Source organism: Sphingobacterium spiritivorum, assembly GCF_016724845.1.
Taxonomy (GTDB): domain Bacteria; phylum Bacteroidota; class Bacteroidia; order Sphingobacteriales; family Sphingobacteriaceae; genus Sphingobacterium; species Sphingobacterium spiritivorum_A.
In genome coordinates, this window is sequence record NZ_CP068082.1 from 1376307 (window position 1) to 1397594 (window position 21288).

8 protein-coding genes are annotated in these 21288 nt (G+C 41.2%); 5 read left to right on the top strand and 3 right to left on the bottom strand.

Translation table 11 applies throughout. From position 1 onward, the window contains the following. Positions 1–20: 20 nt before the first annotated feature. The 3 genes from I6J03_RS05710 to I6J03_RS05720 form a co-directional block, all read right to left on the bottom strand. On the bottom strand, positions 21–2963 hold the full coding sequence (locus I6J03_RS05710) for a M16 family metallopeptidase (protein WP_003008159.1): 2943 nt from the start codon (positions 2961–2963) through the stop codon (positions 21–23). Between the two features lie 64 nt (positions 2964–3027). Continuing rightward, positions 3028–3477, bottom strand: a complete 450-nt coding sequence (locus I6J03_RS05715) for a protein-disulfide reductase DsbD domain-containing protein (RefSeq protein WP_003008162.1) — start codon at positions 3475–3477, stop codon at positions 3028–3030. Between the two features lie 265 nt (positions 3478–3742). Next, complete coding sequence (locus tag I6J03_RS05720) at positions 3743–5518, bottom strand: aminopeptidase P family protein (protein ID WP_201694217.1); 1776 nt, start codon at positions 5516–5518, stop codon at positions 3743–3745. 144 nt (positions 5519–5662) lie between these two features. Between I6J03_RS05720 and dacB the strand changes: the two genes are divergently transcribed. The 5 genes from dacB to I6J03_RS05745 all read left to right on the top strand — a co-directional run bounded on the left by dacB (position 5663) and on the right by I6J03_RS05745 (position 21281). Beyond that, positions 5663–7090, top strand: a complete 1428-nt coding sequence (gene dacB, locus I6J03_RS05725; protein ID WP_232279737.1) for a D-alanyl-D-alanine carboxypeptidase/D-alanyl-D-alanine endopeptidase — start codon at positions 5663–5665, stop codon at positions 7088–7090. 120 nt (positions 7091–7210) lie between these two features. Further along, positions 7211–9490: an NADP-dependent malic enzyme gene (locus I6J03_RS05730; RefSeq protein WP_003008169.1), complete on the top strand. Its 2280-nt coding sequence runs from the start codon at positions 7211–7213 to the stop codon at positions 9488–9490. A gap of 120 nt (positions 9491–9610) precedes the next feature. After that, positions 9611–10195, top strand: coding sequence for a Holliday junction branch migration protein RuvA (gene ruvA, locus I6J03_RS05735; protein WP_003008171.1), 585 nt, complete (start codon positions 9611–9613; stop codon positions 10193–10195). 161 nt (positions 10196–10356) lie between these two features. Continuing rightward, on the top strand, positions 10357–17382 hold the full coding sequence (gene sov / locus I6J03_RS05740) for a T9SS outer membrane translocon Sov/SprA (protein ID WP_003008173.1): 7026 nt from the start codon (positions 10357–10359) through the stop codon (positions 17380–17382). A gap of 479 nt (positions 17383–17861) precedes the next feature. Next, positions 17862–21281 (top strand): SusC/RagA family TonB-linked outer membrane protein, encoded by a 3420-nt coding sequence (locus I6J03_RS05745; protein ID WP_003008177.1) that lies wholly within the window; start codon positions 17862–17864, stop codon positions 21279–21281. Positions 21282–21288: the final 7 nt, after the last annotated feature.

Sequence of the window (21288 nt, forward strand, 5' to 3'; positions counted from 1 at the left end):
TGCAATCTTAACAGATCGTATTAGTATCCGAAAATCTCCTGTAAGGTTAGTTTTTTAACCTCTCCAAGTTTTTGAAGATCTTCATCTTTTATATTATCTTCCTGAGCCACTACACAGTATACATACGGCTTATGACTCATTTCCTTAGCATGGAATGCCTTTAGATCAGCATAGTTCAGCAACGGAGCTTTTTCATAAATACTTTTGCGTATATCTGTCGTATTTCCAAGACGCTGAGCCGAAAGGTAACTCATCAGAATACCGGAATTTGTAATGCGATCACTTGCCAGTGATTTCGTCAGACTGACCTTCGCAATTTCCAATGCTTTGGAAGATTCCGGAAGATCATTAAGCAATTCATTCATTCCGATTACAGCTTCATTAAATTTATCTGCTTGTGTACCTACGTAAGCACCCACCATATAATGATTTTCTTTTTTGTAAGGCTGTCCGTAAAAGGCGTAAGTGGAATAAGCCAAAGCTTTCGATTCGCGGATAGTCTGGAATACAATACTACCCATACCGCCACCAAAATAGTTGTTAAACAACGCTACAGTCGGTGACAGGGTATTGTTATATAATTCCGAACTTCTGTGCCAGTACACTTCAGCCTGTTTCATATTGAAATTAGCAAACAATACCTGATTACGGTCTATCGGCAACTCTGTAAATCTGGTTCCTTCCTGAACTTCTGTATAGGCTCTCCGGTCAACTTTCAGCGGCTTCAATTCAGCCACTAAAGCAGTTGAAGTCTTTGGTCCGAAATACAGAACAGTATGTCTCATATTTGCGAAATCGTGTAGCAACCGAACCAAATCCTCTGCTTTAATAGCATCCAGCTCTGCATCCGTAAATGTATAGTTAAAAGGATTGTTAGCTCCATACTTCGCATACGCTTTCAGTCCTTCCATAATCGTCCCCTTATTTTCCTTAGCATTGATACGGGACTTTTTCAGTCTTGCTATATAGGAATCAAAAGCAGCCTGATCAACGACACAATTTTTAACAAGATCCTGTATCAGAGACACAGTCTTATCAAAATTTGTGTTCAATCCGGATATAGAAATATTTGTCTCTTCATTTCCGGACGAGACCGAAAAGCTGGAAGCCAACTTATAGAATTCCTTACTGAAGTCTTCACTGCTTCTGTCCTTTGTACCCAAAAACTCTAAATAACCCGCTGCAAGAGAGAGAAGTTTATTGTTCCATTTACCAATTTTGTACTGATAAATAAGGCTGAACAGTTCATTGTCTTTATTCTGAACAGCTAACACATCTGTATCAAACAATTTAGCTTTCTGCACATCTTTACTGTAATCCAACCATACGGGCTGGATGGCGTTCTCCGGCATCATATCCACTTTTTTCAAAAAGTCGGATTGATCTTCTCTGTTTACCGAAACTGGGGTAATTGCTGGTTTTACGACTTTTACCACTTTGTCGTCTACTCCCTGACGCTTGTAGACGGCTACGTAATTCTGGTCATTCAGATACTTGTTAGCGAAGTCTACAATATCTTTTTTGGTTATTCTAGATAAATTATCCAGATAGCTCACCTGAGAAGTCCAGTCTACACCAGTCACAAAAGCATCGACTAACTCGTTTGCTCTTGCAGAATAACTGTCATTACGGGAAATCTGCCCCTTTTTCGCATTATTGATAATTGATGTGATCAGATCATCCGAAAAATCACCTTTCTTTAATTTCGTTAATTCTGCTAATACCAGTTGCTTTACATCATCCAAAGACTGACCCTGAGCCGGATTTGCCTGAAGGATCAACATGGAATAATCTTTCAAAGAATATACAAAAGCTCCTGCCCCTAATAATTTCTGAGATTTGACAAGATCCAGATCGATCAGACCCGCAGAACCGTTTGCCAGAATATCCCCCATCAGGTTTAACATTTGTGCATCCTTTGTAGCTGCTCCCGGAAACCGGAAACCTAACCACAAGAATTCTGCGTTGGGTCCTTTTACCTCACGGACAATAGGCTGTGTAATTGGTTTTTCAGCAGCAAAGGTATAAAGAGGTACTTTTTTAGGCTGCATATATCCGAAAGTAGCATCTATCTTTTTGACGATCTCTGTCGGATCAAAATCTCCGGACATGACTACCCCCATATTATTCGGAACGTAGTAAGTATCGAAATATTCACGTATAGCTTTCAAGGAAGGGTTTTTCAGGTGTTCGACTGTACCAATGACCGTTTGCTTTCCGTAATTATTATTTGCAAACATGGCTTCAAACATAGCTTCCATCGTTTTGCGGCCATCATTGTCAAGTCCAATATTTTTCTCCTCATAGACAGCTTCCAGCTCTGTATGGAAAAGTCTGAATACAGGATTTCTGAATCGCTCGCCCTGCACAGCTAAAAATTTGTCTACCACATTGTTCGGAATATCCTCTACATATACGGTCTGTTCGAATGAAGTATATGCATTGGTACCATCAGCACCCATACCACTCATCATCTTATCATACTCATTGGCTATCGCAAACTTTGCAGCTTCTCCTGATACCTGGTCTATCTCTTTGTAGATCTCTTTACGTTGAGTTTCATCAGTAGTAGAATTATATTTTTCATACAATGCACTGATCTTATCCAACAGAGGCTTTTCCTGAGCCCAATCCTTGGAACCGTACTTATCCGTACCTTTGAAAAGAAGGTGTTCCAGATAATGTGCCAGTCCGGTATGATCCTTAGGATCGGTCTTACTGCCTGCTTTCGTAACAACATAGGTTTGTATACGAGGCACTTTCTTACTTGGACTCAGCATAACGGTTAAACCGTTTTTTAACGTGTAGAAACGGGACTGTGTAGGATCGTTTGTTACGTAGCGGTATTTATATCCACCTTCCGTATTTTCCTTCCACTCATATTTTTGTGATTGTGCAAAGCCAACGTTACCTGACAAAGCGACAAATACAACTAGTGTAATTGATTTTAAGGTTTTTATCATGATTCCTTATAGATTAATTGGTCGGCAATTTACTTATTAAACTGTTTAATTAAGATTCAAACAGCTACTTAATTGCTATTTTAAATTCAATTTCTTCAGGAGGAAGACACTGCTTATCATCACATACCATAAATTCGACAGTACCCTGAACTACCGGAGATTTTGCATTAAGCTTTATTTTCTGCTGAAAAATAACTTCTTTTTCGAAATAATTGACAGTCATTTTAAAGGTATCTTCAAACTTTGCTATAGATTTTGGTTCCAGTGTTTTTCCGATCAAACCGTATTCCTTCCCCGGCTTGAAGGTAAATTTAGTCTTCACAGGACCGCCCTCGGCCATATTCTGGGAGTAGATATGCCAGCCTTTATCAATCTGGGCTTTCATATATAATACAGCTTCTTTATCATTGATTTTTTTTGCAGCGTAAGTCCATTTTACAGGATTCAGAATCTGCGCCTCAGCTACTCCTCCCAAAAAGAGAATAGCCAACAAAGTGAAAAATACATGTTTCATCTTGATTTTGTTATTTATGTTAATGTGTAACTTCTTGCCGGACAGGCGTGAAAGTAAGTTTATAATTATTATCAAATATTAAAGTACTAAAGTAAATGAAAGACCTTAATACTCAATAGCATTACATAATTTCCGTAAAATTTATCGAAATAACGTTTTTTTCAATAAATTTTACAGGCAAAAGTCAGATAAAACACTGGATAACAGTAAATTTTAAGAAAATAAAAGCTCCTGCGAAAATGCAGAAGCTTTTTGTCAATAAAGATTAGATAGTCTTACACTTTTCAGCTAACCATACTTTTTCTTCTTCTGCCAGTCTTGGAGAGACTTGCGCATATACCCATTGGTTATATTGATTCAACCAGTCTATATGTGATTGATCCAGCAAGGATTTTTCGATAAGATCTGTAGCAATATAACAGATAGTTAATGTTTCAAAATTGAGGAAATCCCCAAATTCACTCGATTCCAGGCTTTTAGTAAGGACCAGATTTTCAATTCGAATACCATGTTTTCCCACCCTGTACAATCCGGGTTCGATAGAAGTAATAGTTCCCGGATCTACTGGTACATCTATATTAGAAGGGTTGAATGTCTGCGGTCCCTCGTGTACATTTAAGAAAAATCCTACTCCATGTCCCGTTCCGTGGCCATAGTTACGCAGGGTTTGCCAGATAGGGCGACGTGTAATGGCATCGATCTGATATCCGCGGGTACCTACCGGAAATATAGCCTGCGAACCTTCTATTGTACCTTTCAATACAATTGTATAATCTTCTTTCTCTTCCTGCGTAATCTGTCCAAGAGAGATTACCCTTGTTATATCTGTAGTGCCCGTTTTATACTGACCTCCTGAATCTACCAGCAAAAGTCCTTTTGCTTCCAGTGTAGAACTGCTTTTCTCCGTTGCGGAATAATGAGGCAGAGCACCATGTTCCAGATATCCTGCTATGGTATTAAAACTCACATCCACAAAACCTTCCTGAGCTTCTCTGAATCCTCTCAGCTTATCTGCAATGGAAAGTTCGGTCAGCATACCGGAAGCGATATTTTCTTCTACCCATTTAAAAAATTTTGTCATAGCTACACCATCATTGATCATGGTCTGGCGGGTATGGGCTATTTCCGTATTATTCTTGATCGCTTTGAGCGCAGTTGATGGATTCAGTTTTTCGATAATCTTGACTGTATCCGGGATACGGTCGTACACTGCAAAACATGTACGCTTAGGATCAATAAGGATAGTCGTATCTGTCAGAGAATCTATGGCGCTGAATATTTCTTCGTACGAGCGAACTTCAACACCCGACTGAGCTAAAGAAGATACCGCAGCTTCATTCAGTTTGGAGGGTTCAATAAACAAAGTTGCCTTAGAGCTTGATATCAATGCAAATCCAAGTACTACTGGATTGCAGGGTACATCCTGGCCACGAATATTAAACAGCCAGGCCAGATCGTCAAGCGATGAAACCAGATGATATTCTGCTCTGTTTTTTTTCAATGCTTTACGTACCGCTTCCAGCTTGGAAGCAGTAGACTGACCTGTGATCTCTTCCTCAAGTAAGTAAGCCGGAGCCAGCGGTAAAGAAGGACGATCTGTCCAGAGTGGTGACAGCAGATCCGCCTGACCATTTACCCGGATACCTAAAGGCTCTAATGTCTGTTGCACTGCCTGAGCCACCTGCAGAGAGGCCAGATTACCGTCAAAGGCAACAGTAGCCGCAGAAGGCAGCTTTTCAGCCATCCAGTCGGCATACTCCGCACTCCCCTGTACCTTTAATTTGACAAGCTCAAATCCTGTACCTGCTAATTGTTCATCGGCCTGTACAAAATAACGGGAGTCAGTCCACAACCCGGCAAAATCCTGAGTAATCGCTAATGTACCTGCAGAACCTGTGAAACCCGATGCCCAGGCGATGCATTTATATCTTTCCGGCAAATATTCGCTGATATGCGGATCAGAAGAAGGAATAATGTAGCCATCAATTCCCTGCTCTTTCATTAATCCACGGATTGCAGCCAATTTTTCTAGATGATTCATTGTATTTATATTTTAAGGAGGCAAGTTAGGCAATTCAACAATAAGTCACGAAACGAGTAATCAAGTTTTGACAATTTAAAAACGAATGAAAATCATACCCATCAATTTTCAATATGTTATATTTGTCTTACATTCTATTGATTTATGAAGAGACTATTTTTTCGAACACTACTCCTGACACTCTGTGCAAATACATTCATGATCAATATTTTTGCGCAGGACCCGAAGGCAATTCAGCAAGCTTACAGCACTTTTGAACAGCAAGCCAATCTCAGGTATGGCATAGCATCACTGACCGTATTAGATTCCAAAACAGGAAATGTTATCTTTTCTAAAAACGGCCAGACCGGACTTCCTACAGCTTCCACACTCAAAGTCATCACCTCAGCTACAGCTTTAGATCTTTTGGGTTCAAATTTCACGTTCAAAACAAAGCTGTATTACACGGGCGAAATTGACAGTCTGGGTACTTTAAAAGGAAATATTGTTATTGAAGGAGGAGGTGACCCCACTCTGGCCAGCTCGAGGTTTGAAGGAATGAACGAAGAGACGTTACTGAATAAATGGGTCTACGCCATCCAGAATGCAGGGATCAAATGCGTAGAAGGAAGTATTATCGGTGATGACCGGTTTTTCAATGGCAATACCGTTCCGGGAGGATGGATCTGGACAGACATCGGCAATTACTATGGCGCAGGAGTATCGGGGCTCAATTGGAGAGAAAACAGTGTCGGTGTACAATTTAAAGCCGGAAATACTGCAGGTTCAAAGGCGACACTAACCTCGCTTACTGTGGACTCCTCTTACTTAGACATTCACAATGAAACATTAACAGGTTCAAAAGGATCCGGAGATAATGTATACGCTTATTCTGCCCCGTATTCAACCCGGATTTATATCAGAGGCACATATGGTCTGGATCTTAAAAAAACAATAGAAATTGCAGTTCCCGATCCGGCATTCGATGCAGCTTTTCAATTGCAAAAATCTTTGCGAAGAGCCGGTATACTGACCGAAAACGAACCTCTTACCGGCAAACAGCTGTCAGAAAGAGGTGAAACTATAGCGAAAGACAGAAAAGAACTCGATGTGCACGAATCGCCGAAGATGCAGGATATCGTATACTGGTTCAATCAGAAAAGTATCAATCTGTACGGAGAGACATTATTAAAAACCATTGGTATGTATAGCGGACAAAAGATCGAGACAGCTGATGCGGCAGATATGGTGAAAAAATTCTGGAAGGCAAAACTGAATATCCCGGAAGGGGAACTTAACATCGTTGATGGTTCAGGATTATCTCCGCAAAACAGAGTAACTTCACTCGCAATGGCTAAAATAATGAACTACGCCAAAACGCGTAACTGGTATGACATTTTTTACAAAAGTCTGCCCACATACAATGAGATGAAGATGAAAAGCGGGACTATAGGAGGTGTACTGGGGTATACCGGATATCACACCTCCAAAGCAGGACAGGAATATACCTTTACCCTGTTAGTCAATAACTATGAGGGATCGGGATCGGCTATGCGCAAGTCTATGTTCGGCTTACTCGACATCCTGAAGTAAAAAATTCGTTCAAATGCCGGATTTTTTGAAGTTTAATACCTTAAAAATATTGTTCTCCGAAAAAGAAGATTACATTTGTAGCCTTAAATAAGTAAATAACTGAAATAAGTATAGTGTATAATGAGTAAAATTAATCGCAAGCAGGAAGCCTTAAACTACCATTCAAAAGGACGTCCGGGCAAGATCGAGGTAGTGCCTACAAAACCTACGAATTCACAGAGAGATCTATCATTAGCATATTCCCCTGGTGTAGCAGAGCCATGTCTGGCTATCGCCGCTAACAAAGAAGATGCTTATAAATATACAGCAAAAGGAAACCTTGTCGCAGTCATCAGTAACGGTACTGCAGTATTAGGTCTGGGTGACATCGGAGCACAAGCCGGAAAACCAGTAATGGAAGGTAAAGGTCTGTTGTTCAAAATATTTGCTGACATCGATGTTTTTGACATTGAGTTAGACACCAAAAATGTCGATGAGTTTGTCAATATCGTTAAAGCATTGGAACCTACTTTCGGAGGTATCAATCTGGAAGATATCAAAGCTCCTGAATGTTTTGAAATCGAGAGACGTCTGAAAGCAGAAATGTCAATTCCTGTAATGCATGATGATCAGCACGGTACAGCTATCATTTCGGGTGCGGCTCTGATCAATGCTTGTGAATTACAGCACAAAGATATTTCAGAAGTAAAGATCGTCGTTAACGGAGCGGGAGCAGCAGCGATCTCCTGTACAGGGATGTATATGTCTGTAGGTGCTAAAAAAGAGAACATCGTCATGCTGGACAGCAAAGGTGTAATCCGCAGTGACCGTGAGAATCTGGATAAAATGAAAGCAGAATTCGCGACAGACCGTGATATCCACACGCTGGCAGATGCATTGAAAAATGCAGATGTATTTATCGGCCTTTCTGCAGCAGACGTGATGACAGAAGAAATGCTGTTATCCATGGCAGACAAACCGATCGTACTGGCAATGGCTAATCCGAATCCGGAAATCGCTTATGACCTGGCAGTAGCGACACGCTCAGATATTATCATGGGTACAGGCCGTTCAGATTATCCTAATCAGGTAAACAATGTACTTGGATTCCCATATATCTTCCGTGGTGCACTGGACGTAAGAGCAACAGGCATCAATGAAGCAATGAAAATTGCTGCCGTAAAAGCGATTGCTGATCTTGCAAAACAATCCGTTCCGGAAGCGGTAAATCAGGCGTACAATGCCAACAATTTAAAATTTGGTATAGACTATATCATTCCAAAACCAAACGACCCGAGATTGATTACGGAAGTTTCGGTAGCTGTAGCTAAAGCAGCAATAGAATCCGGTGTAGCCCGTATGCCAATCACAGACTGGGATAAATATAAAGAAGATTTGCGTCAGCGCATGGGGAAAGATGACCGCATTATGCGCGATCTGACTATGGTGGCCAAACGTGATGCTAAGCGTGTTGTATTTGCTGAAGCAGATAATTATAAAATCCTTCGTGCAGCACAGATTGTCAAAGAAGAGGGTATTGCAGTTCCGATCTTATTAGGTAAAAAAGCTAAAATCAACAAATTGATTGATGATTATGCGCTGGAACTGGAAGGTGTGGAAATCATAGATCCTGTAGAAGAAATCGAATCAGAACGTTATCAGAAATTTGCGGATCACCTGTACAAGAAAAGACAACGTCGCGGTCTTTCAAGACTGGATGCTGAAAAAATGTTACTGGATCGCAATTACTTCGGAGCAAGTCTGGTTGAATTTGGTGAAGCGGACACGCTTATCTCAGGTATGACCAAGAATTATGCGAAGACCATCAGACCGGCACTTCATGTCATCGGTGCACAACCAGGCAGCAAGATCGCAGGTATGTATATGATGCTGACTGAAAAAGGACCTGTTTTCTTCGGAGATACAACTGTAAATGTAGATCCTTGTCCGGAGGAGTTAGTCGATATCACAGTCTTATTGGACAAAGCTATCCGCAAGATGGGTATTGAGCCGCGTATTGCATTATTGTCATACTCTAATTTCGGATCTAACGATGGTAAAACGCCTCAGAAAGTGCGTAAAGCAGCTCAGTTACTTCACGATCAATATCCGTCCATCATCGTAGACGGTGATTTACAGGCAAACTTTGCTATGAACCCTGAATTACTGACAGCAAATTTCCCTTTCAGCAATCTAAACGGTCATGCCGCTAACACTTTAGTATTCCCTAATCTGGAGTCCGGAAATATCGCTTATAAACTGCTTCAGGAAATTGGAAATGCAGAAGCTGTAGGTCCTATCCTATTAGGTATGAACAAACCAGTACACGTATTACAACTGGATAGTTCTGTTCGTGAGATTGTCAACATGGTGACTATCGCCGTAGTAGATGTACAATCTTACCAAAAAGGAAGACAATAATATAACCATTGAAGACTGTCTGTCGCAAGAACTTTCAAATGGCAGGCAGTCTTCATTGCTTTTGAATATGGAAGATTAAAAACATACCTTTAGGTTTTTACTTTTGAATCTTACTTGAATATGTACGAATATTTTAACGGTAAATTAGTTTTTAAAGCCCCTACCCATGTTGTTTTAGACGTAAACGGGATCGGCTACTATATCCATATTTCACTCAATACCTTTGCACTGATCAAAGATCAGGAAAACTGTAAATTATTTATTTCATTCCAGGTACGTGAAGATTCGCAGACTCTCTTTGGTTTTGCGACAGAAGGCGAACGCCAATTGTTCGAACATCTCATATCCGTATCCGGCATAGGTCCCAATACGGGTCGTATGATCCTCTCCTCCATCACTCCCGAAGAAATCCAGTCTGCTATTATTAACGGACAGGTGGCAGTGATCCAAAAAATAAAAGGAATCGGCCCCAAAACAGCGCAACGTCTGATTCTGGAATTACAGGATAAACTCAAGAAACAAGGCCCGGATGCTCTTATTTCTCCTGTCGCAACCAAGCAGTCCGTACCGGAGGAAGCACTCAGTGCACTCATCATGCTCGGATTTGTTAAAAATCAGGCCGAGAAGGTTTTAAATACCATTATTAACACAGAACCTGACCTTTCTGTTGAACAACTTATAAAACTAGCCTTAAAACGTTTGTAGGCTTATCTCTACACTTAATTAAACCCACATACCTATTATTCATTATGTTTCTCATAACTAAGAATATAATGGTTGCTTTGTTATATAAAATAGTTGATATTTGCATAATAGTTATATAACGAGATCAATTAATCTGTTGTGAAAAATTTAACGGCTGCCATTTGAAGACAAACATTTACGCTTTAATCTTTGCTATTTCCCTGATTTTTTTATGCGGGCAAACAAATGGGCAAACCATTCGTCCTGCGCAGAAAGAGCAGGATTCTACTGCTATTCCTTACCGGTTTAAGGATCATCCGTTTTTGAATATTCATAAACAATACAATCCGTTTTCTCTGGAGCACCCGAACAATATCAAACGGGAAATTATTTATGACACCAAGTCCGGACAATATATCATCAAAGAAAATCTGGGAGCCAAACAATATCGTCCGCCTCTGTATCTGACCCTTCCTGAATTCCGTGACTATGAAGCCAGACGATCACAGAAAAATTACTGGGAAGAATTAGCAGACAAAAATCTGGCAGAAGAACGCCGTCGTCGTCTGTTTCCGGTTATCGAAATCGAAAGTCCGGCTTTTGAACGTATTTTCGGTGGAAATAAAATCGATCTTATTCCACGTGGAAGCGCGGATATTACCCTCATGGGACAATATAATAACAATGCGAATCCCATGTTTGATGAAACAAGACGCAAGCAATGGGGTTTTGACTTTGACCAGCAGATCAATATGAACCTAACCGGTCATATCGGTACACGTGTAAAGATCAACGCCAATTTTAATTCGACAGCACAGTTTGATTTTGAAAATCAGATACGTTTTGACTATGTAGCTAAAGACGATGATATCTTACGCCGCCTGGAAATCGGTAATGTCTCCATGCCTCTCAACTCTACACTTATTCAGGGTGTACAATCCTTATTCGGGGTAAAGGCACAACTTCAATTCGGACGTCTCAATTTCACAGGATTACTCTCACAACAGCGTTCCAGACAAAAAGAGATTACCATTACAAACGGTGCTCAGGAAAGTGAATATACCTTACAGGCCGACAACTACGAAGCCAATCAGCACTATTTCTTGTCTCAATACTTCAGAGAAAATTATAACCGTACGCTGGCTCTTGCTCCTATTATCAATACCAACATCAATATTTCGCAGGTGGAGGTATGGTTAAGCAACCGTTCCAATTCCTATGAAGATGCCCGTGATGTCATGGCCTTGATGGATTTAGGAGAATATCAACCTTATAATAACCTCATCAGCCCGGGAAGTTCGAGACTCCCTTCCACCGGTATTCCGAATGAAAACAGTGCAACCGTATCCAACAACCTGCTGTCTTTATTAGGCGATAACGGCCGCCAGTCAAACGGGACATTTGTTCAGAGTTTTTTTGCCGGTTCAGGAGCAAACGACAACTATGCCAAGATGACTTACGCACGTAAGCTGATTGAGAACAGAGACTTTACCATAGACAGAAAACTCGGATATATTTCCTTAAATCTTCCGCTCAATGCAGATCAGGTTCTCTCCGTAGCGTATCGTTATACGGCAAACGGCAGAGAATATCAGGTGGGTGAATTCAGTACCGATATTCCGGTGACGCCCTCCAATCCGAAGATGCTGTATACAAAATTATTGAAGAACGAGACCTTAAAACCCAAGCTGCCAATCTGGGACCTGATGATGAAAAACATCTATGCTCTCGGTGCTTACAATGTCTCCAATTCAAACTTTATCCTGCAAATCTACCGTACAGAAGACGAAACAGGAACAGAACGACCAGCGATCTATGAAGGGCAGCGAACGGCGGAAAAAACATGGCTTGAACTGACAGGTCTCGACCGGCTCAATCAACAACAGGCACAGTCCCCTGACGGATATTTCGACTATCTGGAAAATATTACCATTGAACCTAAAAAAGGAAAATTAATCTTCCCTGTCGTCGAACCATTCGGCCGGGATCTCGCAAGCCAGTTTATCACAGGGTCTGAACAGGCACTGATTGATAAATACACCTATCCGGAACTATATGACTCGACCAAAGTTATAGCTCAACAGCAATTTCCAAACAAAAACAGATACCGCATAAAAGGAAGATACAATTCGGCAATGGGCACGGAATACCAAATCGGTGCTTACAACATTACGAGAGGTTCTATTCAGGTCATGGCAGGCGGAGCTCTTCTGCAGGAAGGTGTAGACTATACGATCGACTATGAGATAGGACGTCTTCGTATACTCAATGAAGCACTGATGCTCTCCGGGCAACCGATACGGGTGACTGTAGAAGATGATGCCATGTTCAATCTTCAGCAAAAGACATTGATGGGCGGGCGGTTTGATTACCTCGTGAATGACCAGCTTCAGGTAGGTGCCACGATTATGAACCTGACCGAAAAGCCTTTGACAGAAAAAGTGAATATTGGTGAAGAACCAATGTCCAACACCATGTTGGGAGCAGATCTGACCTATAATGCTCCTTCCAGATGGCTGACCCGTATGGTGGATAAACTGCCATTCCTGAGTACCAAAGAAGAATCCAATATATCCTTCTACGGAGAGTTTGCAAAATTGATACCCGGACACCCCAGAGGACTGGATACCCAGAACGGAACTACAGGAACGACCTACATAGATGATTTTGAAAACAGTGTGTCTTACATTGACCTCAAAAATCAGTATAGCTGGCAGATCTCCGGAACTCCACGCCTCTTTACAGAATCCAATCTCAGTGACGATCTCCGGTACGGATATAATCGCGCATTATTGGCGGTATATAACATTGACCCGATTTTTTACCGGAATAACAGCCTTACACCAACCAATATCACGACTGCCGAACTAAGTGATCACCGTGTACGAGAGGTCGGAGAAAAAGAGGTATTCCCTAATAAAGATACACGCTCCGGCCAGAATGACTGGTTACAGACATTGGATTTTGCCTATTATCCTAATCTGAGAGGCCCGTACAACTATACAACTACAGGAGTAAATGCAGACGGTACATTAGCCAATCCGAAAAGCCGCTGGGGGGGTATGTTCAGAAAGATCGACAATACAGATTTCGAAGCTCAGAATATCGAATTCTTAGAAATGTGGATGATGGATCCTGTGCTGACAAACCCAAATAAAGATGGCGGTGACATTTACTTCAATCTGGGTAACATATCAGAAGATATTCTAAAAGACGGTCGCAAATCTCTTGAAAATGCATTATCTCCGGTAGGAGATCTGTCTCAGGTAGATCAGACCAATTGGGGACGTGTTACGAAAAACCAACCGGTTATTCAGGCATTTGACAGCGATAGCGAAAGTCGTCAACGTCAGGATGTCGGTCTGGACGGACTGAGTGACGCCGACGAGTCATCATTTCATGGCAGTTTCTTATCACAGCTTCAGGGAGTATTAAATCCTACAGCTTTAGCCGAAATACAGAATGACCCTTCCAGTGACAACTACATGTACTTCCGTAGTCAGCAAATGGACCAGCAATCAGCAGGAATACTGAAAAGGTACCAGCGTTACAACGGTGTCGACGGTAACTCCAAAACAAATGAACAATCCCAACGTGACTTTGGCGTACCGACTTCGGCCAGTACATTACTTCCTGACGGAGAAGATGTAAACCGGGACAACAATATGAATGAGATCGACGAGTACTACCAGTACCGCATCTCCATCAGACAACAGGATATGATTGTAGGTCAAAATCATATCGTAGATGAACAAACCACAAAAGTAACTCTGGCTAATGGCCAGCAGCAGGATATCAAATGGTATAAGTTCCGTATTCCATTGACACAATATGAAAGCAAATTCGGGGATGTACAGGATTTCAAATCAATCCGTTTCATCCGTACCTTCATGACCAACTTTACAGATACGGCAATAGTGCGTCTCGCCAAACTTCAGTTTGTAAAAGGAGAATGGAGAAGATACAATCCGGAAAACAACCCTTCCAAAGTCATCAGTGATTACTCAATGGGTGTCGTTGCTTCTGATAACTCTATTTTCGATGTAGCCAATATCAATGTCGAAGAAAACGGAAAAAGAGATCCTATACCGTACATACAGCCTCCGGGCATCAACAGACAGGTCGACTGGAGCAACAACAATTACAATGTAAGACTGAATGAACAAGCCCTTAGTCTCGACGTGATCAATCTCCGTGACGGGTATGGCCGCGGAACATTCAAGACCACTTCGCATGACTTCAGACCATATGGCCGTATTGAAATGTTTATCCATGCAGAAGGAATGAACCTCAGGAATGGAGATGCACGTGCATTTCTGCGTGTGGGGACTGATGATAAATACAACTACTACGAATACGATATGCCATTGGCCGTCACGCCATATGGCGCGACCTCACCGGATCTGATCTGGCCAAATGAAAACCGGATGAATATCCAGATCCGTTTATTCCAGGATGCCAAGATGGCCCGTAGCAAAGCAACATTAAACGGTCAGCCCTGGCCGCTGGATGTGCCATTTGAATATATGGATGGCAACAATCGTATTGTTGTATTGGGAGCTCCGGATATCAGTAAAGTCCGCTATTATATGATGGGGGTACGAAACCCTTTAAAAGGCAGTTCGACCAGTAACTCCGCCGATGATGGAAGCAACATTACAGGATCATTCTGGTTTAATGAACTTCGCCTTACAGACTTTGATGATAAAGGGGGCTGGGCAGCGACAGCTCGTCTGAATCTAAAACTTGCAGATTTTGCAAACGTCTCTGTATCGGGAACTAAATCTACAATTGGGTTCGGATTCCTATCTCAACGAATGAATGAACGCCGTCGTTCGGAAGATCTGTATTTTGACCTGATGTCTAATGCTGAACTGGGAAAATTTTTCCCTAGAAGTTACGGACTGGTCATACCGTTTTATTTCAGCTATTCTAAACAGACATCTACTCCGGAATACAATCCCTTGAATCCGGATATCGAACTGAACTCTGCATTAGCCAATATGTCGCGTAATCAGCAGGATTCATTAATGAGACTGGTGCAAGACTATACAACGCGTAAGAGTTTCAGTCTGACCAATGTGCGTAAGATCAGGACTAACAACGAGAAGCCGATCAGACCATGGGACATTGAAAACTTCAGTGCGACATACGCTTACTCAGCATACAATCACAGAGATTTCTCAGTAGCCTCCTCTATTCAGCGTAACTATCGCGCAGCATTGGACTACAACTACAGTAATCCTTCTGTCAAGTTTATAGAGCCTTTCAAGAATGTCATTAAATCCGATTACCTCAAACTGATTAAAGACATCAATTTTAACCTTGTTCCATCGCTGATCAATTTCAGAATAGATGTAAATCGGGTATACAGTGAAAATACAATCCGGGATAATACTTCTGACAACGTATTACCGACATTGTACAATAAAAACTTCAACATGAGCCGTATCTACGGAATCAGCTGGGATCTGAGCAAATCCCTGCGTCTGGATTTCAATGCGACGAACTACTCCATCATTGATGAACCAGATGGCCGGCTGAATGGAATAAAAAGAGATACCATGTGGAACAACTTCTGGAAAATGGGAAGAACCACAGATTACAACCACATGTTGAATATTGCATATACGTTGCCAATCTCCAAACTACCTTACATGGATTGGGTGAATGTGATAACCCGGTACGGAGCACAGTTTACATGGCAAAGTGAACCTTTATTATCGCTGCGCAGCCCGGATATAAATGTAGGTAACAGTATTCAGAATAACCGCACAATACAGATCAACCCATCGCTGAATATGGTTGGTCTCTATAACAAATTTGGGTTTATCAGACGTAATTCAGGACGTAATGCAAAAGGTTCAAAAGCCTTCTTTATTCAGCTCCTGACTTCTATCCGCAAGATTGACGGGGCCTATACTAAAATGGAGGGAACCTACCTGCCTGGGTATCTTCCGAAAACAAAAGCTTTTGGTTATGATTTTGAAGCCAATGCTCCGGGCTGGGGATTCCTGTTCGGTAGCCAAAGCGATATCCTGCAGAAAGCCATCAACAATAACTGGTTATCAACAGATTCTCTGCAGACCCAATTGTTTACACGGTCATTTGCAGAAAACCTCTCTCTGGTCGCCAACCTCGAACCTATCAAGGGACTTCGGATAGATCTTACAGCTGCCCGTACAGATAACTATAACTATACAGCTACTGTTCAATATAATTCCGGATCAGGAACATTTGAGCGTGTTACGCCATTTACAACAGGTAACTACAGCATTACGCAGATCGCCATTACGACAGCATTCAAAAACCATCAGGACCTGTTCCAAAAATTTGAAGAAAACCGGATGGTCACCTCCCAACGACTTGCCCAGACCAATGCAAACTCTGTAGGACAAAGTGCAGATTTCTATGCCGATGGTTATGGAAAAGCACAGCAAGACGTAGTCGTGAATGCATTCTTATCTACTTACCTTGGAAAAGATATCAATAAAAATAAGCTGAGCAGTATCCCCCGTACACCGCTTCCTAACTGGCGCGTCAGCTATAACGGACTAGGCAAACTGCCTGGGTTGAGTGATGTATTCTCATCCCTTACGGTTCTGCATAGCTATGCTTCGCAATATACAATCAGCGGATACAGCTCCGTGATACGCTATGAAGAAAATGCAGGTGCACCTTCAGAAAGAGATATCAATAACAACTTCCTGCCTAAAAATCAGTTCCAGCAGATCTCCATCATTGATCAGTTTGTACCACTCGTAGGTTTGGATGCACGATTCAAAAACAATATATCAGCAACATCAGAATACCGCAAAAACCGTAATGTGAACTTCAGTCTGCAGAATAGTCAGATGGCTATATTGACCGAAGAAGCTTTTGTACTGGGAGTCGGATTCAGAAAGAACAACTTCAGATTGCCGTTCGGATGGTTCAGTGACAGAAAGATGAATAATGATCTTAACTTTAAGCTGGACGTAGCGATCAATGATCGCAAAACACTGGTCTACAGATCTGACCTCAACCGTTCGGAAGTATCTGCAGGTAATAAGAGTATCAGCTTCAACCCAACTTTAGATTATATGCTGAATCAGACCTACAATATACGCCTGTTCCTCAATACGAATTCCGTAAGGCCATATACTTCTCAGAATTATGCAACATCATACACCAACTTTGGTATCAACCTAAGAGTGATGTTCCAATAACGATAATAATATCAATACACAAATGGGATTGTTATTCTGTAACAATCCCATTTGTGTTTTATTATTCCTGTTGTCACAATATTTCAACTGCTGATTACCGGTATTCATACAATTATAGCCATCTATAACTACATCGTTTTCGCAAAAAAGATTTGCTGTAAAAGAAAAATTAATATATAATTGCAATCGGTTGCACTAAACAAAATAAACCAATTATATCACTCATTTTTAATAATTATCGGGAATGGTAAAAATAAGTACATCATGACATTATACTTATTGACCGGACTTGTTTCTCGTATCTTATATACAGATATCAACAATATAAATAAGTATAAACAGCTTTATTATTGATACAAATTGCACAATAATAAAAGCAGGACCATTTCACAGATACATCAAAAAATGATCTTTTCAAAGTATGAAAAGTGAAATTCGTGATAACATATATAACCAATACCATATTAACGATTAGTATTATGAGCCAAAAAAAACACCTAAAACATGAGATATCCTCAAGATTACTCAACAGACAATTTGCAAGTGGCCATAAAATTGTCACTTCAAATATGATTTCAATGCTGAAAAGTCATATTTTAAAAAAGTTTTCTTTATCGGCATTCCTGACCTTTCTATTAGTCTTATCTGCGATGACAAGCGAAGCCAGTACTTCATACCAGACTAAAGAAACTATTCGTGGAATTGTCAAAGATTCACACGGAACACCCTTACAGGGCGCTTCTGTTCTTATTGTTCAACTTAAAAAAACAACCTCTTCTGATAAGAAAGGAGAATTCTTATTTGAAGATATACCACGAGGTGTGTATACAATACAAATATCTTATATAGGCTATATGCCTACACAAACGGATATTACTGTTAAAGCTAATAATCCCAGGTTATCCTTCAACCTACAGGCGGATGAGACCGGTCTGAATGAAGTGGTAGTAGTAGGCTATGGTACACAAAAGCGCTCTGATCTGACAGGTTCTATCGCGAAAGTTTCTGTAGAAGATATGCAGAAAGCTCCGGTTGGAAATTTCACAGATGCACTGGCCGGTCGTGTTGCCGGAGTTGTTGTCAGTGCTCCCGGCGGACAACCCGGAAGCACGCCCAACATCGTTATCCGGGGAAATAATTCAATAAGCCAGAGCAATTCTCCTTTGTGGGTCGTGGATGGATTTCCGATGGAAGATGCAAATGCTACTGCCATTAATCCAAATGATATAGAAAGCGTAGAAGTTCTTAAAGACGCATCAGCAACTGCCATTTATGGAGCCAGAGGAGCTAATGGTGTCATTATGGTCACTACTAAAAAAGGGAAAGAAGGACCACCTGTTGTCAGTTTCAATGCAAGTTATGGCTGGCAGAAGATGGGAAAAACAATGAAATTGATGGATCCTGAATCATTCTTAAGATATCAGTCAGAAAGAGATATACTAAGCAATACTTTATATCGCAATCCGGTTACAGGTATTTCAGGTCCGGGTACAGTAACAGATTCCCTGTATTTACGATATGCCACAATTGATGATTACAGAAATATCAAAAGCACAGATTTCCAAAAAAGTATGTTTCTGAAAAGTCCTATGCAAAATTATGATATAAGTATGCGTGGCGGATCAGACAAAACAAAGTATGCACTATCCGGAAGTATATTCGATCAGGATGGTGTATTGATCAATTCGGGATTTCGCCGTTATCAGGGCAGAATAAATCTGGAACAGATTATTTCCAGAATATTCAAGGTTGGAGCAGATGTAAACTATTCGAATCAGAAAGGATGGGGCGGATCTCCCGTACCGGCGAGTATAAGTGGCTATTTTACAGCACAGATGTCTCCTTTCTATACCATGTGGGGATATCGTCCTATGGCACCATTAGACGCTCAAGGAAAGCAGACAATTGATCTCGAAAATGATTTTTTAGATCCCGCACAATGGAATACCAATAGTATCGCGAATCAGTATATTATTAACCCGTTAATTAATCAGCAACACAGAGTACGGGATAATGTTACGAACTCTCTCAATGCCAATTCATATGTTGAGATCAACTTTCTCGATGATCTGAAATTACGTATTACCGGAGGCATTAATAGCTGGGCTGGTAAAGATATACAGTTTAACGATACGCAGACCGCAGAAGGAAGTCCACTCACTGCCAATGGTTCTACATATGGCGTAAACGGTTCCGTAATCAATACACAATTTACCGGTTGGTCTAACGAAAACATACTTACCTGGAACAAGACGTTTACACAAAAACATAATCTAATCCTGACAGGTGTGGTTAGCGAGCAAGGCGGACTTTACACATTAGACGGAGCTTCAGCAGTAAAATTACCTAAAGCCGAATTAGGTGTCGCCGGACTTTCGCAAGGTACTCCGCAGTCGATTCCTTCTTCTAGGTCAAACTGGACACTTGCATCCATGCTGGCAAGAGCCAACTATAACTATGACTCAAGATACTTCCTCACCGTATCATACAGGGCAGACGGATCTTCCAAATTCAGTCCGGGTAATAAATGGGGTAGTTTCTGGTCTGGTGCCGTCAAATGGAACTTTTTTAACGAAAGATTTCTTAAAGATGTAACATGGTTATCCAACGGTGCTTTGAGGGCAAGTTACGGACAGACAGGTAATAATCGGGTTGATGATTTTGTTACATACTCCCGTATAGTAATCAGTACGCCTGTCACTGCTCATAGTTCAGATGGTGCTGTATTTGGGAATGAAATTCCACCTTTTGCATCTGCCGGTTCTTTCGGTAATCCCCAGCTCCGTTGGGAGACAACTGAACAGAGCAATCTCGGAATTGATTTAAGCGTTTTTAAAGGTCGTATCGCACTTACTGCAGATCTGTATCGGAAGCGCACCCGGGATCTGCTACTGAATGCGTCTGTTCCATTGGTACAGGGATACCGAACTGTCTATAAAAATATCGGAAGTATGCAGAATCAGGGCCTTGAAATAGCTCTCAATACCACAAATATCAAAACGACTGATTTTAGCTGGACAAGTAATTTCAATATTTCCTGGAATCAAAGCAAAATTCTTTCCTTAGCGTCCAATCAGGAGGCTATATCTTCCATGACAGGTTTTGATGGTCAGTTTGGAAATACACCATCTTATATATCGAAGATCGGACAACCTATCGGCCAGATGTATGGTTTGGTTTGGGATGGCGTATATCAGTATGAAGATTTCAATTACACAACAGCACTCAATCCATCTGCAGGATTCCCCGGACAAGGAAGTCACTGGGTTCTGAAAGATAATGTACCAACAAACGGCAACAGCAGGGCAGCGATACAACCCGGCGATATCAAATTCAAAGATCTGAATGGGGATGGTATCGTTGATGCAGACGATTATACCGTAATCGGACGTGGTTTGCCTATTCATACCGGTGGATTTGGGAACAACTTTTCATATAAAGATTTTGACTTGAATCTGTTTTTCCAATGGAGTTATGGAAACAATATTCAAAATGCAAACCGTATCATTTTTGAAGGTAATATCAATAATACTCCTCTGTTTAATCAGTTTGAGAGTTACAATAACCGCTGGACACCTGAAAATACAGGTAGTACACTTTTCCGAACCGGTGGTGCAGGACCAAGCGGCCGGTACTCCAGCAGAACTATAGAAGACGGATCCTACCTTCGCCTGAAAACCGTTTCACTTGGATACAATTTGCCCGCAAAATTAATGACACGAATAAAAATGAGTAATATAAGGCTGTATATATCCGCGCAAAACATACTTACCTGGACAAAATACTCCGGCTTAGATCCTGAAATAAGTACATACAATAATGTGCTCACACCGGGATTTGATTGGAGCGGTTACCCGCAGGCCAGGACAATTACTTTTGGAGTAAACGCAAAATTTTAATAAATAA

Excerpts from the sequence above, each read along its gene's own strand:
- ruvA (WP_003008171.1), top strand. The coding sequence starts at position 9,611 with ATGTACGAATATTTTAACGGTAAATTAGTTTTTAAAGCCCCTACCCAT.
- I6J03_RS05745 (WP_003008177.1), top strand. The coding sequence starts at position 17,862 with ATGAGCCAAAAAAAACACCTAAAACATGAGATATCCTCAAGATTACTC.
- dacB (WP_232279737.1), top strand. The coding sequence starts at position 5,663 with ATGAAGAGACTATTTTTTCGAACACTACTCCTGACACTCTGTGCAAAT.
- I6J03_RS05720 (WP_201694217.1), bottom strand. The coding sequence starts at position 5,518 with ATGAATCATCTAGAAAAATTGGCTGCAATCCGTGGATTAATGAAAGAG.
- I6J03_RS05715 (WP_003008162.1), bottom strand. The coding sequence starts at position 3,477 with ATGAAACATGTATTTTTCACTTTGTTGGCTATTCTCTTTTTGGGAGGA.
- I6J03_RS05730 (WP_003008169.1), top strand. The coding sequence starts at position 7,211 with ATGAGTAAAATTAATCGCAAGCAGGAAGCCTTAAACTACCATTCAAAA.
- I6J03_RS05710 (WP_003008159.1), bottom strand. The coding sequence starts at position 2,963 with ATGATAAAAACCTTAAAATCAATTACACTAGTTGTATTTGTCGCTTTG.